At 60.2% G+C, this 15622-nt stretch carries 7 protein-coding genes; 3 read left to right on the plus strand and 4 right to left on the minus strand.

From position 1 onward, the window contains the following. Window positions 1-72: 72 nt before the first annotated feature. Both QM649_RS14250 and QM649_RS14255 read right to left on the minus strand, forming a co-directional pair. Window positions 73-1377, minus strand: a complete 1305-nt coding sequence (locus QM649_RS14250; RefSeq protein ID WP_415199718.1) for an FG-GAP repeat domain-containing protein — start codon at window positions 1375-1377, stop codon at window positions 73-75. A 135-nt stretch (window positions 1378-1512) separates the two neighbouring features. Further along, window positions 1513-2853, minus strand: a complete 1341-nt coding sequence (locus tag QM649_RS14255; protein ID WP_415199719.1) for a Gfo/Idh/MocA family oxidoreductase — start codon at window positions 2851-2853, stop codon at window positions 1513-1515. A gap of 284 nt (window positions 2854-3137) precedes the next feature. On the opposite strand from QM649_RS14255, the gene QM649_RS14260 reads away from it, so the two are divergent. Beyond that, window positions 3138-6026, plus strand: coding sequence for a glycoside hydrolase family 76 protein (locus tag QM649_RS14260; RefSeq protein WP_415199720.1), 2889 nt, complete (start codon window positions 3138-3140; stop codon window positions 6024-6026). A gap of 54 nt (window positions 6027-6080) precedes the next feature. On the opposite strand, the gene QM649_RS14265 is transcribed toward QM649_RS14260, so the two are convergent. Together QM649_RS14265 and QM649_RS14270 are read right to left on the minus strand one after the other, a co-directional pair. Continuing rightward, window positions 6081-8555, minus strand: a complete 2475-nt coding sequence (locus tag QM649_RS14265; RefSeq protein ID WP_415199721.1) for a TIM-barrel domain-containing protein — start codon at window positions 8553-8555, stop codon at window positions 6081-6083. A 134-nt stretch (window positions 8556-8689) separates the two neighbouring features. Beyond that, window positions 8690-10918, minus strand: coding sequence for a winged helix-turn-helix domain-containing protein (locus QM649_RS14270; protein WP_415199722.1), 2229 nt, complete (start codon window positions 10916-10918; stop codon window positions 8690-8692). A 300-nt stretch (window positions 10919-11218) separates the two neighbouring features. Here QM649_RS14270 and QM649_RS14275 point away from each other — a divergent pair, with 300 nt between their 5' ends. Both QM649_RS14275 and QM649_RS14280 read left to right on the plus strand, forming a co-directional pair. Continuing rightward, complete coding sequence (locus QM649_RS14275) at window positions 11219-14728, plus strand: carboxypeptidase regulatory-like domain-containing protein (RefSeq protein WP_415199723.1); 3510 nt, start codon at window positions 11219-11221, stop codon at window positions 14726-14728. 111 nt (window positions 14729-14839) lie between these two features. Further along, window positions 14840-15622 (plus strand): alpha-amylase family glycosyl hydrolase (locus QM649_RS14280; protein WP_415199724.1); only part of this gene is annotated, 783 nt, incomplete at its 3' end.

Raw genomic sequence — 15622 nt, forward strand, 5'->3', positions numbered from 1 at the left:
GCACTTCAAACCCGCTCAATCGTCCCCTATTCTTTCGCACGACAAACACATCCCCATGGACAACGCAGCCACCTACTGCGGAACAGCTGGACCATCTTCCTGAGGCACCTCCTGGCCCTCACCCGGGAATGGCCAGTTGCGATTGATAGGCTGCGCTTCTTCGCGCACATCCGGCTTTACGTTATCCACCTTCAGATTCTCGAAGACATGCACTCCCAGCTTGCCCGCAGTCGCAAAATCCAAATCGCCATCATGATCGAAATCGCCTGCGACGATCTGCGTGCCGATGGTAGCCGTCCCGTTCACAGACAGCGCGATGCGCTCGAACAATGGGTCTGCGCCCGCATCGGAGATACTCATCGTTCCCTCCGAAGATGCCGGCTGCGCATGAGACTTCGCAGCAGCGAGAGCAGTCTCGTCCGGCAGCCGATAGGCATAGACCACTGTCGGATCATAAGAACCTGGGTCGCCTCCGTTATGCCCGCGATAACGCTTGCCAGTCACGAGTTCCGGCGCACCCTCTCCGTCAAAGTCGATGAGCGCGAGTGCGTGCGATTGTGAGAATGACTCGTCGATGGTGTGGCGAATCCAATGCGGGTGCCCAGGCGTCCCCGCTTGCTCCAGCCAGTAAAGTCCATATCCATGGCCCTGGCCGTAGATCAGGTCCATCTTGCCGTCGTGATTCACATCGTAAGCAAGAATCGGAAACCCGGCATCACCGAGCGTCCAGTCCGGATGCCATTGCCACTTATCCGCATTGGCATCGATCTGCTGGAACCATCCGTGCGTGGTGAGGATGTCTGCCTTGCCGTCTCCGTCGATATCCGCGATGCCGATGCCATGCCCGTCCTGCTCACGTCCGCCGAGGTGATGAACAACAGGCTTTCCCTTCGCGAAGTCAATCCAGATCACGCCGGCGCGGTTATAGTGCGCGAGTGCAAGGTCGGGCTTGCCGTCTCCATTGATATCGGCGAAGGCCCCGCCCTCGGTATCGAAACTGTCCGCGATCCGTTCGCCCTTCCACTGCTCGCCGGCCGCAGTCGCTTTGGGCCCGGGATTGCGGAACCACCAGACGCCATTCGAGATCCATCCTGCGGTTACAAGATCGGGCAGCCCGTCATGATCGACATCCACGACCCATTCGCCGCAGTCAGAGACGAATTCGCCGTGGATCCCTACCGTGCGGAACTGATGCCGCTTCCATTCGCCGCCCTGTGCACCAGGATTCTCGTACCAGTACGCGCCGCTGAGCAGATCCGCATAGCCATCGCCGTTCATGTCGATCACCGAAATGCCCTCGGCGTGATCGTTGCCGAGTCGATGCGTAAGAAACGCGATGCGCGGCTTGCCGTCCGGTGCATTTCCAGGGTGCTGCATGCGCTTCTCCGTCGCATGCGCGGGGTCCTGCGCACGGGCTACCGCAGAGAAACACAGAACAGTCGCAAACAGCGTAAGCGCGCTTCTTGACGCAATCGACATACTCCACTCCTGACTCAGTCTCGGCAGACAGATTTAGACAAGCTTCATGGTTTCGGGATTCCAATGCACGACGCTGTCACGCTCGATGCTCACATTGCTTAACAGTGCCGCGCCCGCTGCGCGAAAACCAAACGTCGCATCTTCCACCACCGGCTGGCGGCTGCGTACCGATGCGAAGAAGTTATGAAAATGGTCGTAGCTATCCGAATAGCCGGCAGGGGCGGTAAAGGTCTGGACAGTCTGCGGGGGAGGCCCATCCGGATGCTGTGCAGGATACTTCTGGTGATACTGCTCGACATAGGCCTTCTGCATCGCATCCGCAAAGGTGGATACCGTATAGCCCGGCTCCTTTTCAGGAGGAGTTCGTGTCACCGTCACCGAGTTCGTTCTGCCATCGATTTCCATCAGGCCCTCGGAACCGGTAAATAGGAACCCTTCGCTCTCTTCACCACCATCGACAAAGTTCACATGCAGGCTCAGGTTGAAGCCTTCTGGATAGTCGAACAACGCGAGCATCACATCGTCGGCATCTCGCCCATCTTTCCAATAGCGCAGGCCGCCGGTCGCCATCGCGCGCGTCGGTCCATGCGACCCGGTGATGAAATGTGTGCCGCTGAAAAGATGGACGAAAAGATCACCCGCAACACCGGATCCATAGTCCTTCCACTTGCGCCACTGGAAGAAGCGTTCTGCGTTGAATGGAATCTTCGGCGCCGATCCGAGAAAGCGTGGCCAGTCACACGTCTCCGGCGAAGCATCGAGAGGAATCGAATAGTTCCACGCCCCGGTCGACGAGTTGCGATCCCAGCGCGCAGTTACCATGTTCAGCTTTCCGATAGCGCCGGATGCCAGCAACTCCTTCGCCTTTGCATACACGATGGAGCTCACGCGCTGGCTGCCGACCTGGAGGATACGATGCGTCGATTTCGCCGTCTCGATAATCTCCGGACCGTCCGAGTAAAGGTGAATCATCGGCTTTTCGAGGTAAACATCCTTGCCCGCCTTCAGGCTGTCGACCGCCGCCTGCTTGTGCCAATGATCCGGTGTGGCAATCAGGACCGCATCCACATCCTTGCGGTTCAGAATCTCCCGATAATCGCGGGTCGTGAACAGGTCCTGTCCCCACAGCTCTTTCACATGCGTGAGGCGGCCATCGTAACAATCCGCCACGGCTACCAGTTTGACGCCCGGCACCTGCACGGCAAAATGTGTATCCGCCTGCCCCTGTATCCCTGCGCCGATCAGTGCGAGCTGGATGTTGTCATTCGGTGAGCGAGAGGGCTGCTGTGCGAAGAGATTCGAAAGCCGGCCCGATGCGCCTGTCAGCAAAGTCGCACTTGCCGCTGCCTGGATGAACTTCCTTCGATCCATCATCTGTGTAGAACCTCGAGGTATGAAGCTTGGAGACTCGATGTACTTCTGCTACCTGTCCGCATGGAACCTTACGGGCAGAGTCACCCGCATGTCCAACACTTTTCCCGCGCTTGATCCGACTCCGGCTCTCGTCTCCGCTGCAAGAGACAAGCTGTGAATAAAGCTTGACGTTCCGGCAATGGAGCGGGCATTATGCTTGCCGGCCATGGAAACGATTCCACAGCCTGATTGGAACGATACACGAGTAAGCGATCTTTCACCACAGCTCGCGAAGGAGTCCCCCCGTGAAACTCCCACGCATGTTCTCAACGAGCCGTAAGCTCTCTCTTGCATCCAGAGTCGCACTTTCGCTGCTGCTGCTTGTCCTGGTCAGGCCGGCGCTGGTGCAGTGGACCTCGACCGATGCGCAGACCGCTTTCAGCGATTACAACAACGCCTTCTACTTCAACCCCAGTGGCGATAACTACGACTACCGCTCCATGCAGGGATCGACAACGACATCGGGCTTCTGGGTCGGCGCGGAAGAGATCGAGCTCGCGATCGATGCGTACAACCAGAACCCCACTGCGGCAAACCAGACCATCATCAATCAGCTCTGCAATGGCTTTGTCACGCAGTTCAGCGCCGACTGGTCCGGCGATACTTACGATGATGACCTGATGTGGGCGACCATCGCCTTTACTCGCGCATACTCCGCCACCGGCAACAGCACCTGGCTTACGGACGCCGAGAATAACTTCGCCACCGTATGGTCTCGTGGATATGACACGACTTATGGCGGCGGCATCTGGTGGAATGTTGCTGCGGCCAATACTTCGTCAGGCTATAAGGCCTCTGCTTCGAACTGGACCTTTGTCATCGCAGGCAACCTGCTCTATCAGATCACGAAGAACAGCACCTATCTGCAGGAAGCCGATACCGTCTATAGCTGGGCTTACACCAATCTCTACAATGCGAGCACCGGTGAGGTGTACGACGGGGTTGGCAGCACCGGGGTCAGCACGGGGCAGTACTCCTACAACTATGGCGTTTCCATCGGAGCCGATTACTTCGAAAACAAACTTGCCGATGCCAACAATGCCGCGCTCTACCTGATCAACAACCTGTCATCCGGCGCCGTTGGCGGATACAACATCATGCCGAACTACGGACAGGGCGGAACGGACGGCGGCGGATTCAACGGCATCACGCTTCGCTGGATCGGCTACGTGTACAACCATGGCGGATTCACGAGCAGCAGCATTTTGCCATGGGCACAAACAAACGTCGGGCTCGCATGGGCACAGCGCAACTCCGCAGGACTTTCCTGGAACGACTGGCTGGCGGCGACCGCCGATACCGGGCTCTACAGCTGGGATTGCAGCGACACGCTCGTAGGCATGCTGGATATTCCGCCTCCGGCAGCCGGTTCTGAGTTCACACTCTCTGTTGCATCCTCTGAGCTCGATATGGCCGCTGGCAGTAGCGGCTCCACGACCATCAACGTCAGCCCTGCGAGCGGCTTTACTGGCGCAGTCTCATTGGCTGCGACCGTTGTGGGCGCGCCCGCAGGTGTCTCTGCAACGTTGGGAGAGAACGCCATCATCGGCCCTGGATCGACGACGCTCACAGTAGCGACCACCAGCACCACGGCTGCGGGCACCTACGTCGTGGCGGTCACGGGCACAAGCGGCACGGTCTCGCAGACGGTATATGTGAGAATCGGACTGCCCTATTTCTCGCTGGCCATAACGCCTGCCTCGGCGACTGTGAATCAAGGCGAGTCTGTAACCGCAAAGGTGACAGTTACGCCGCATAACGGCTTCAACGGCGCGGTCACGCTCGCTTCTCCCACAGGCATACCGCAGGATTTGCTCTCCGCCATCTGGCCCCCGACAACTCGCAACGCGAGCGCGGTACGCCTCATCGCTACCTCGAACACCGCAACAACCGCCTCCGCAAGCCTGCAGATCAGCGGAACCTCCGGCACACTGACCGCTACAACTCCAGTATTTCCTCTCACCGTCAATGCAGCGCTGGATGACTGTGGCACGGGCGTGCAGGTTGATCTCGGCTCCGCATATAACGCAACAGGACTCTATCCCAGCGGCAGTGTTTACTCCACGTCTGCCGGACTGGATGGTATCGGCTACTCGTATGCTTCTGACCAGTTAGGCCAGGCTCGCGTGCTCGATGGCACCCTCTTTCGCTTCGGTCCAGCGAAGGCACCCGATGTTGTCTACGGCAACGGACAGACTATCCCGCTGCCGTCCGGGCAGTACACGGCGCTGCAATTGCTGGCCACAGGCGTAAACGGGGAGCAGTCTGCTCAGATCATCGTGGTTACATACACCGATGGCTCGACATCGAAGTTCACCCAGAGCTTCAGCGACTGGTACACCTCTTCGAACAATGCCAGCGAAGCGGAAGCTGTCACCATGCCTTACCGCAACTACGGGGACGGCTCGGAGAACACAGCGCCGATCAAGCTCTATAACTACACATTTCCGCTGGATACCGGGAAGCGGGTCGCAAGCATTACCTTGCCGACCAACCGCAATCTTGTCGTACTCGCCGCAACACTCACACGGCAGACCTTTGGCGATCCCGTGAGTCTCGCCTCGCAATACAACGTGGCCGGCATTTACACCGATGGATCTACCTTCTCGACGACCGGCGGTCTCGATGGCGGTGGAACGGCCTATTCCGCAAACCTGCTGGGGGATAATGCGGGGGCGTCCAGCATCATCGTGCACGGGATCAGTTATGACCTCGGCGCGCCGAATGTGGCAAATGCCATCTACGGTACAGGGCAGACCATCTCACTTCCCACGGGCCACTACACTACGCTCGAAGTGCTGGGCACAGGAGTCGATGGATCGCAGACGGCGCAGCCCGTGTCGATCACCTACACGGACGGCACAACGCAACACTTCAGCCAGAGCTTCAGCGACTGGGATGTGCCGAAGGGCTTTGCACGCGAGTACATCGCGCAGAGCATGTCTTATCGCGACCTGGCTGCCGGCACCACAGGCAGTGCGCTCTTCAACCTTTACCACTACGCATTTCCGCTCGATATCCGCAAAGCAGTAAAGAGCATCACGCTTCCCTCGAACCGCGATGTCCTTGTCCTCGGCATGACACTGACGCGCGAAACGGAAGGCGAGTTGCAGTCGCGCTGCCGTGCGCGATAACCACTCACAAACAAAACAACGCGGAGCTTCCACAAGGACGCTCCGCGCTGCTGTTTAGCGAAGCGTGACCGTGAGGCCATTGCCCGTATCCGGGACCTCGACTGCAACCCCGCCGTCTTTCTCCTCAAGACGCGCATGACCGGATGCCGTTTCGGCTGTCTTCTGATGCGACTGCCAGCCATATACTTCCACGCGAAAGGATTTCCACCAGGGCTCGTAGCTGCCTTCATGCGCGGTCTCATGGAGCGTGAGCGAACCATCAGGATTAACCGTGCACTCGAAGCGCTCGCGAAGATAGACGCCACGCCGATACGCGAAAGTGTGGCCATCATCCGCGTAGACCTCGCCCTCGCACGCTCTCCCGCTTACAAAATCCGGATACACGCGCAGCGTCAGTGGCCCCTGCGGAGTAACATCCGTGCTCTCGCTCAGTGGAGCCATCGGCACGATGCTTCCACCGCGCACGTAGGCATGCAGCGTGTCGAGCTGCGGCTTTACTGTCAGCGGCTTCTGCGCGAGAACATCGTCGCGCTTCTCAAGATCCTGCCCCGATGCCTGGCTTCGGCGATCGATGCGCTCACCCGTCCAGAAGTCGTACCATGTGCCCGCAGGCAGATGAACTTCGTACGGCGCAACCTCCTCCGGGGAAGGATTCGGCACAATGAGCAGATCGGCGCCGAGCAGGAACTCCCCCGATGCATCGAGGTCGAAGGGGTGGCCGTCATTCGTGGCATGCGGGAATTCGAGAAAGAGCGGACGGTCGATCGGCAGACCGGTGCGCGATGTCTCTTCAGCCACCGAATAGAGATACGGCATGAGTCGATAACGTGTCTCGATAAAGTGACGACGGATAGCTTCCTGCTCGGCGCCATCTACCCACGGCTCATGGTCGCGCGTGCCCTTCGCCGCATGATCGCGATCGATCGGTTGAAATGCAGCCAGTTCCAGCCACTTCGTTAGAAGCTCAGGTGACGGCGAGCCTGCGAAGCCACCCACGTCCGCGCCAGAGAAAGCAAAGCCGCTCAGGCCAAGATTCAGCAACTGCGGAACCGTTTCGCGAAGATGATTCCACGTCGAGGAGTTGTCGCCTGTCCAGGTGGCTGCATAGCGCTGGCCGCCGGCATAACTCGCGCGTGTGAGCACAAAGGGACGCTCGTCAGGACGAAGCGCAAGCAAGCCATCGTAGGTGGCGCGCGAGTTCTCCATGCCATACACGTTATGAATCTCGAGATGTGGCGCAGCGCGGAGCGCGAAGCCCGGCTCATCGATGCGGTGCTGCACATCGTCGGGCATGGTTTTCGTCGGATAGCGGAAGACTGCGGGTTCATTCATGTCATTCCAGAAGCCGGCTACGCCATCGGCCGCAAACTGCTTGTAGAGTGTGCCCCACCACTGGCGGCTCTGCTGGCGCGTGAAGTCAGGAAAGACCGAAGGCCCCGGCCACACAGGCCCGACGTAGGTTGAACCATCAGGATTCTTCACGAAGTGGTCGCCCGCCGTGCCGCTGTCATACGGAGCATAGTTCTGGTTCGGCAGGTCGGCGATATGCAGATCGGTAATGACGACGAGATGAAAATGATCCTCGGCGAGCTTCTTCACCATCCCTGAAAAATCTGGGAAGGTCCCGGGGTTCACCGTGAAGGGGCGATTCTTCACCTGATAATCAATATCGAGGTAGAGAGCGTCCGCGGGAATATGATCCTGCCGGAGACGATTCGCGACCTGCATCAGGCGATCTTCAGTCTCGTAGCTGTAGCGCGATTGCTGAAAGCCGAGCGCCCAGAGCGGCGGCAGCGGGGTCGGCCCGGTGAGCCACGCATAATCTTCGACCACCTGCTTCGGCTCAGGACCGTACATCAGGTAGTAGTCGATAGGGCCGTTCGGCGCGCCAAAAGAGTATGTGTCGGGCAGCTCGTGGCCAAAATCGAAGAAAGTGCGCCACGTGTTATCGAACAGCACGCCGAGCGCGCGGCCGGACCGGAACTCCAGGAAGAATGGGATGCTCTTGTAGAGGGGGTCGGATGATTCCTGCCAGCCGAAGTTGTCCGTGTTCCACATGACGTAGCTCTGACCTGCGCGGTCAAGCGGACCCGGCTTGTCGCCAAGGCCGAAGAAATGATCGTCGGCCGCTTTCTCCTTCGAGATGCGGAAGCGGGTGCCCTCCCAGTGCGCGGGCTCGATGTCCCTCTGCAGAACATGGCCTTCGAGGTCGCTGACGGTGATGCGCAGATCCGGGCTGACGGAGACCTTCAGACTGCGGGTAGAAAATCCATCCGGAGACGCCGTCACGGAAACCTGCGCAGTGCGCGACTGCGGGAGCACCGCCCACGACGCATCTTCCGGCAGCGGCGCATTGTGCGACTCGCGGACGCGAAGGATGTCGTCACGCAGCGCAACGATGCGCAGCATGGTGCCATCGGCAGTAAACTCGATGCCGTTCGGGAGAGCATGCGATTGCGGAGCAGCCTGGGCGCAGGCCAGTGACGCAGTGAAAAGCAGGCAGGAAAGCAGGGTTCGAGGGCGCAGCATGGAAAGCAGAAGAATGCCCTGGCGAGCTTAGCCGCAATGCACCGTCGCTCCTGACTCGGTCAAAAGATTATCACGCGCTATATCGCCTGAAATGAGCCAGATAGAAGGTGCCTTGGCAACCCGGCCGAGCGAATTCAGTGGGCTTCGAGGTCGAGAGAGTAGAGATCGCCGGCCGAGAAGCGCACGCGCACAAGAGGTGTTTCGTCGGGAGTGAGGCCGCAGAAGTAGTAGTCCGCAGGATGAGCTGCCTGCAAACCGACGAGGTTGGCGACCTTCTCCATGTGGCCATCAGGAACGCTGACGCGAAAGACCGGCTGTCCAGCCGCCATGAAGGCGTGAATATAAATGGAGCGGCTATCGGCAGACCATGCCGGATCGGCCACCGAGGAGTTCGCCAGCGTCGTCCACGTGTGAGTGACCGTGTCGTAGAGCATCAACTTCTGCTGATCGACGGTGATCGCGCAGATGTAGCGCCCGTCGGGCGACCAGCGTGGGCTGAAGAGATCGCTGGAGTGCGGGATCGTCGTCACGCTGTTCGTGGCCAGATCGACAATCTGCAGATTGCGCGGAGCGTTTTCCCGGCCCATCAGGTCATCGACGCGTCCAAAGACGAGCGATTTGCCATCGGCGGACCACGAGGGGTCGGCTGCATTGCGGTTCTCGTGCAGTAGCGACACCAGGCTACCGCCATCCGAGCTGAGCATGTAGATATTCCAGGGACGGCCCGGCTCGGCTGCCATCACTGCCAGATGCTGGCCGTCCGGAGACCATGCAGCGAGGAAGACCTGGAAGGAATTCGGCGTGAGCTGAATCTGCTCCGAGCCATCGACACGCGCACGCCACAGCCGCCCGCGCGAATCCGTCCACGCGACCCACTGGCGATCCCGCGAATAGGAAAGACGCACGGCTCCTGACAGAAACTCCGGCGTAGGCAGCAGCGAACCTCGATGGGCATCAAAGGCAAAAAGCTGGGATCGCGAGTCCGAGCCGAGGAAGTAAATACGGCCACCCGAACGGTCGGCAACCGGACCGCCGAAAGCCAAGGGGCCACTGGTAATACGCACTGGGCGATCGAGCGATGCGCCATCGAGACGCCAGAGATCCGAACCTGCTTCCGATGTCGCCTGAAAGACAAAATACTTGCCATCCGCAGTCCAGGTCCCACAGCACGGATTCGCACCCGGCTTCCATGTACTGAGAAGCCTGCGAGGCTCGTGGCTTCCAGCGGCAATTTGCCAGAGCGAGGTCGAATGCACGATCGGGTCGACCACGGTAAAGCGCAAAAGGCTGCCGTCCGGCGACCAGCGCATCCAGAATGCGCGGCCGATGGGGAGCGTGGTAAACGGCGAAACCGCGCCGTCCTGCAGGCGAACCGTCATCAGCTGGTTGCCCGTGGCGTAGAGAATGCTCTTTCCGTCTGGCATCCAGGTCGCGTCATGGGCGAGCACATTGGACACGCGGAATGCCGAGCCGCCGCTGACAGGAACGATCCAGAGAGGCTCTTCCGACTCCGTCGAGAGATGCCCTTTCACCAGGAGTTCGGTACGATCCGGCGAAATGTCTCCCAGAAATGCGGTGCGTACTTCCTGCGGAGCACGAAGGGGCTGCGCATCGCCGCCACCGACAGGAATGCGCGCAAGCACGCCCTCGCCATTGCTGACGACGGATGTATAGATCTGCACGCCATCTGTGACCGAGGCGGTCGGAAGCTCAATGGTGGAGCCGGTCGGCACGATGGTCCCGGACTCCGTAAGCTGGATGATGCGAGGCAGAGGCGCAGGCGCACGCCGCGCTCCCCACAGCAGTCCTAACGCGACACCGATGGCGACCGCAGCGCCAAGCGCCAGACCTATATATAAGGTGCGGGGCGCAAAAGACCGGGCAGGCACCGCTGCCAGCGGCTCGACAACAGCTGGAATGGCCGGCGGAGGCGCCAACACTTCCTGCACCGGCACCGGCAACTCCGAAACAGCCTGAGTCTCCGCCGGGATCAGCAGATCCGCATGGGGCGCAGGGGCTGGCGCAACATCGAGCCAGCTGACCGGTGCGATGAAGCGGTACCCACGGCGAGCGAGTGTCTCAATAAACCGGGGATTGGAGGCGGAATCTCCGAGGGCATCGCGAATGCGGTTCACGGCTGTCGCGAGCGAGTGCTCGAACTCGACATTCGTATCCTGTCCCCAGATTCGTTCCTGCAGCTCTTCCTTGGAGATCACCTCGCCAGGACGCTCCAGGAGCATGGCGAGAACTTTGAATGGCTGGCTCTGGAGCTTGATGCGCCGTCCGGCCTTCCAAATCTCGCCAGTCTTGAGATCGGCCTCAAAGAGACCAAAGCTGACACGGGATGTCCGGACTACGAGCATGCGAGCATCCAGATTTTAACGTACCGGGCGCACCTCTGGCCCTGCAGCGTGATGTCCAGCATGTTGCGACCCTTCCTTTGGGGTGGAGGGTCGAGGGAGCGAGAGCATGGAAAAGCTCAAGTTGAATCGTTGATGACGATTCACATCTATAAGAAAATAAGCATCTTAGTCCGTGATAAGCCGGAGACAAACAAAAGATTGACCGTGCATTGCGGGGAGTATCGCGGCGGGAGTGTATTGAGCGACGTTTGGCGAAAAGACTCGTCTCGACGCCAGCATTTTGGAGGCAAGCGAAACATTATGTTTCATCCACTCACGACAGGGCGGCGCGGCTATCGCCGGACGACTGCCCTCTTCTTCGGACTGATACTGTCGACGCTGCTGTGCGGACGGCTCGAAGCGCAGACGGATACGGCACGCATTCAGGGCTCGGTACTCGACAACACGGGTGCCGCAATTCCAGGCGCCACCATCACGCTCACTGACGTCGACACCGGTATCACCACCAAGGTCGCCTCGGACGGCGCCGGCAATTTCACCTTCAATGCTCTGGTTCGCGGCCACTACCAGGCCCAGGTCCAGATGCAGGGTTTCGACTCCCAGGTGCAGAGCTTTGAGCTGCAGGTCTCGCAGGTAGAGGCGCTCAACTTCAAGCTGAACCCAGGAGCCGTCACCACCACCGTTACGGTGACCGACGCAGCCTCGCTGGTCGACACCACCACCTCTTCGACCGGCGCCGTGATTCAGGGACGGCAGATCACCGAACTGCCCCTGAACGGCCGCAACTTCACCCAGCTGGCAGTGCTCGTCCCCGGTGTGACCCGCGGCGCCTACGGCTCCGATGCAGCCGGCGCGAACGGCAACGCCGAAACCTGGCGCAACAGCGATACCGGATCGGCTGCACTCTCGGTCAACGGCACCCGCACCCAGGCCAACAACTTCGAACTCGACGGCCTGGACAACAACGACGCTCTCGTCAACACCATCATCTTCTTCCCGCCGGTCGAGGCGACGCAGGAGTTCCGCGTGAATACCTCGATGGCCCCGGCCGAGTTCGGCCGCGCGGGTGGCGCTATCGTGCAGAGCTCCATCAAGTCGGGCTCAAATGAGTATCATGGCTCGGCCTTCCTCTTCGACCGCGACCAGATCTTCGACGCCAGCCCCAACTACTTCAGCCCCACCACTGCCGCTCCCTCGTTCCACCGCGCGCAGTACGGCGGAACCTTCGGATTCCCCATCTGGAAGGACAAGCTCTTCGGCTTCGTGGACTACCAGGGATCGCGCTCGAAGGCTCCCGAGGGCGAGACCTTCGAGACCGTCCCGACAGCACTGATGCGTACCGGCGACTTCTCGGAGCTGCTCTCGAGCGGCAGCACCATCACCACGACGGTTCCCTACTCGACCGTGACCGGCTGCAACACGACTGCCGGCCCCAAGGGCACCATCTACGATCCGGTCACCTGCGCCGCCTTTGCGAACAACGCCATCCCGACGACCCGCATGACGCAGGCCGGCTACAACTACCTGAACGCCTTCCCGCTGCCCAACAATGGCGCGGCGCAGGGCAACAATACGCTGCAGAATAACTACGTTGCCTTCCCGACGGAAGTGCAGAAATATGACGACTTCGACGCCCGCCTGGACTATCACGCGAGCTCGCATGACAGCTTCTTCGGCCGCTACAGCTACGGTCAGGACACGCAGATCAAGTCCAGCGCGCTGCCCAACCTGCCGGCCGGCTACGGCTCAGGCACCAACCCCGTGCATCCCCGCGGCGAGGCCTTCGGCTGGACGCATGTCTTCACCGCAAACCTCGTGAACGAATTCCGTTACGGCTACATTCACGATGTCTATGGCTACGTTCCGCCGCTCTTCAACGAAGATGTGTCGGCCAACCTTGGCATCCAGAACGCGAATCGCAACGCCAACCTCGGCGGCGGCGCGGCCATCAACGGCGGCTACCTCACCTACACCGGTGACGGCGGCCTCTACACCATCCCGCAGTGGAGCAACCAGTTCGTGGACGAAGTCTCCTGGACCCACGGCCCTCACACCGTCAAGTTCGGCGCCAGCGTCGAAAAGCGCGCCGTACAGGCCTGCTGCGCTACGGATTCGAAGGGCTACTTCGACTACAGCGGCGCCCACTTCACCGGCTTCTCGATGACCGACATGCTCGCCGGCTTCGTCGACGACTACAGCATCGGCGTCGCCTCCAATTACTTCACCACGAAAAACTGGGAGACCGGCTACTTCGTGCAGGATGACTGGAAGGCCACGCGCCGGCTCACGCTGAACCTCGGCTTCCGCTACGACCTCTACACCTTCCCGTACGAGAGCAACAACTACTACTCCAACTTCAATCTGGACACGCTGACCCTGCAACAGGCCGGCACCGACGGCCTCTCGCGCAGCATCGTCCATACCGACAAGACCGACTTCGCTCCTCGCTTCGGCTTTGCCTATGACGTCTTCGGCAACGGCCGGACGGCATTGCGCGGCGGCTACGGCATCTTCTACTTCCTCGACCGCGGCGGCTATTCGAATCAGCTCTTCGACAATCCCGACTTCATGGGCGCGGCGAGCTATTCCGATCTGCCTTCACAGGGCAACTACCGCAACAACTTCGCCGGACAGGCTCCGACCGGCTCGAATAACAATCAGGCTGTGAACACGACCCTCCCGCTGCCGGTCTTCGGCCAGACGGTCAACCGCCTCGACCCCGTAAACGCTGCGCTGATTTCGGTCGACACGCACCTGCCCACTTCCATGATCCAGGAGTACAACCTCCAGCTTCAGCAGCAGATCACCCACAACACTTCGCTGACCATCGCGTACGTGGGCACGAATGCACAGCACCTGCGCTCCTGGTTCAACCTCAACAGCCAGGTTCTCGACGAGCCTTCGGGCAGCTATCTCTATCCGGCGTTCAGCTCCATCGAGCGCGGGATCGCGAATGGCCGCTCCAACTACAACGGCCTCCAGGTCTTCCTGAACAGCGCAATGTCGCACGGCATCCAGTACACGGCGGCCTATACCTGGTCGCATACGCTGGATGACTCCAACGGCGCCTTCAGCACTGGCACCGCCGGATCGGGCACTCGTATCTTCATCGAGCCAACCGGTCCGAACTTCAAGGCCAACTACGGCAACTCCGATCAGGATCAGCGCCAGGTCTTCACCTTCAGCACCCTGGCCGAGATTCCCTTCGGTCGCGGCCGCAAGTTCGGCGCAAACATCAACCCGGTAGTCGACAAGATTGTGGGCGGCTGGCAGATCAACGCCATCGCTTCGCTGCTGACGGGCTCGCCCTTCGATGTTTCCACCAGCAATTACTTCTATCAGGCGGCCGACGGTACGACATCGCTCCCCAGCGCCAGCCTGAGCAACCGCGCCAACCTGGTCAAGCCGATCCACTACACCAAGAGCCTGCACGAGTGGTTCGACACCACTTCGTTCGAGCATCCTGCAGTCATCGACCCCAACGGCCAGGAAAGCACCTTCATCGCTCCCGGTTCGCTGGGCCGCAACCAGATGTTTGGCCCCTCCTATCGTGACCTCGACATGTCGCTCTTCAAGAACTTCCCGATCGTGAAGAGCGTGATGGGCGAGTTCCGCGCCGAGGCCTATAACCTGACCAACACCCCTGCGTTCACCAATCCGAACGGAAGCCTCGACAGCTGCACCGGCTCGGCTGCTGAAGTCTGCCAGCCCGCGGTGACAGGCTCCGACTCCGGCTCCTTCGGCCAGATCAACGGCACGCGCTCGCACTCGGAGCGTCAGCTGCAGCTGGCCTTCCGTCTGCAGTTCTAACCTGACCTACCTTCCGGCGCCGCTCGAGACTCTTCCCGGGCGGCGCCGCGTTGTCTTAACCTCATGCTCCACACACGGAAGGACTCAGGGAGACTGGTGAAATACGGAAACATGGCTGTTCTTTCGGCGCTGCTTGGATGCGCTACGGCATTTGCCCAAAGCAGCGCGCCCCAAACCAATGCGCCAACGATAAGCAAGGTCGATCCGCCGAACTGGTGGGCCAATCTTCCTGCCCCGATGCTGCTGGTAAAAGGCGAGAACCTGGAGGGAGCGCATTTTTCTCTCTCCTCGAAGACGCTCGCGATTGCAAAGACCAAAATTTCAGAGAACGGGCACTGGGCAGAGCTGTGGCTCGCCTCTGATCCGCAAGAACCCGAACAGGTGACGATCACCGCTGAGACAGCGAAGGGCAAGACGACACGGCCCTTCGTCTTCGAGAAGCGGCGCGCAGCGAACGATGGCTTCGCAGGCTTCTCCTCGCGCGACGTAATGTACCTCATCATGACGGACCGTTTTGCGGATGGGGACCACAACAACGATGGCCCACAGGCAAAATCTGCCGAGGAGAGCGCGGAGGCCGAAGCGGAACGCACCAGGCCGCGCGGATGGCACGGCGGCGATCTGCGCGGCATCATCGATCACCTCGATTACCTGCAGGCGCTCGGCATCACCACGGTGTGGATTACGCCCGTCTACCAGAATCACGAGCCCGATAGTTATCACGGCTACGGTGCAACCGACATGTACGCCGTTGACGAGCACTACGGCACGCTCGAAGACTACCGCGCACTCGCGGCCGCGCTGCACAAGCGTCGGATGAAATTTGTACTCGACACGGTGCCAAATCACGTAGGGCCCGCGATCGACTGGGTTAGCGATCCGCCAGAGCCGGAC

The sequence above is a fragment of the Silvibacterium sp. genome (genome assembly GCF_047605705.1).
GTDB lineage: Bacteria > Acidobacteriota > Terriglobia > Terriglobales > Acidobacteriaceae > Silvibacterium.

Excerpts from the sequence above, each read along its gene's own strand:
- QM649_RS14250 (WP_415199718.1), bottom strand. The coding sequence starts at position 1,377 with ATGCAGCACCCTGGAAATGCACCGGACGGCAAGCCGCGCATCGCGTTT.
- QM649_RS14255 (WP_415199719.1), bottom strand. The coding sequence starts at position 2,853 with ATGATGGATCGAAGGAAGTTCATCCAGGCAGCGGCAAGTGCGACTTTG.
- QM649_RS14265 (WP_415199721.1), bottom strand. The coding sequence starts at position 8,555 with ATGCTGCGCCCTCGAACCCTGCTTTCCTGCCTGCTTTTCACTGCGTCA.
- QM649_RS14270 (WP_415199722.1), bottom strand. The coding sequence starts at position 10,918 with ATGCTCGTAGTCCGGACATCCCGTGTCAGCTTTGGTCTCTTTGAGGCC.
- QM649_RS14275 (WP_415199723.1), top strand. The coding sequence starts at position 11,219 with ATGTTTCATCCACTCACGACAGGGCGGCGCGGCTATCGCCGGACGACT.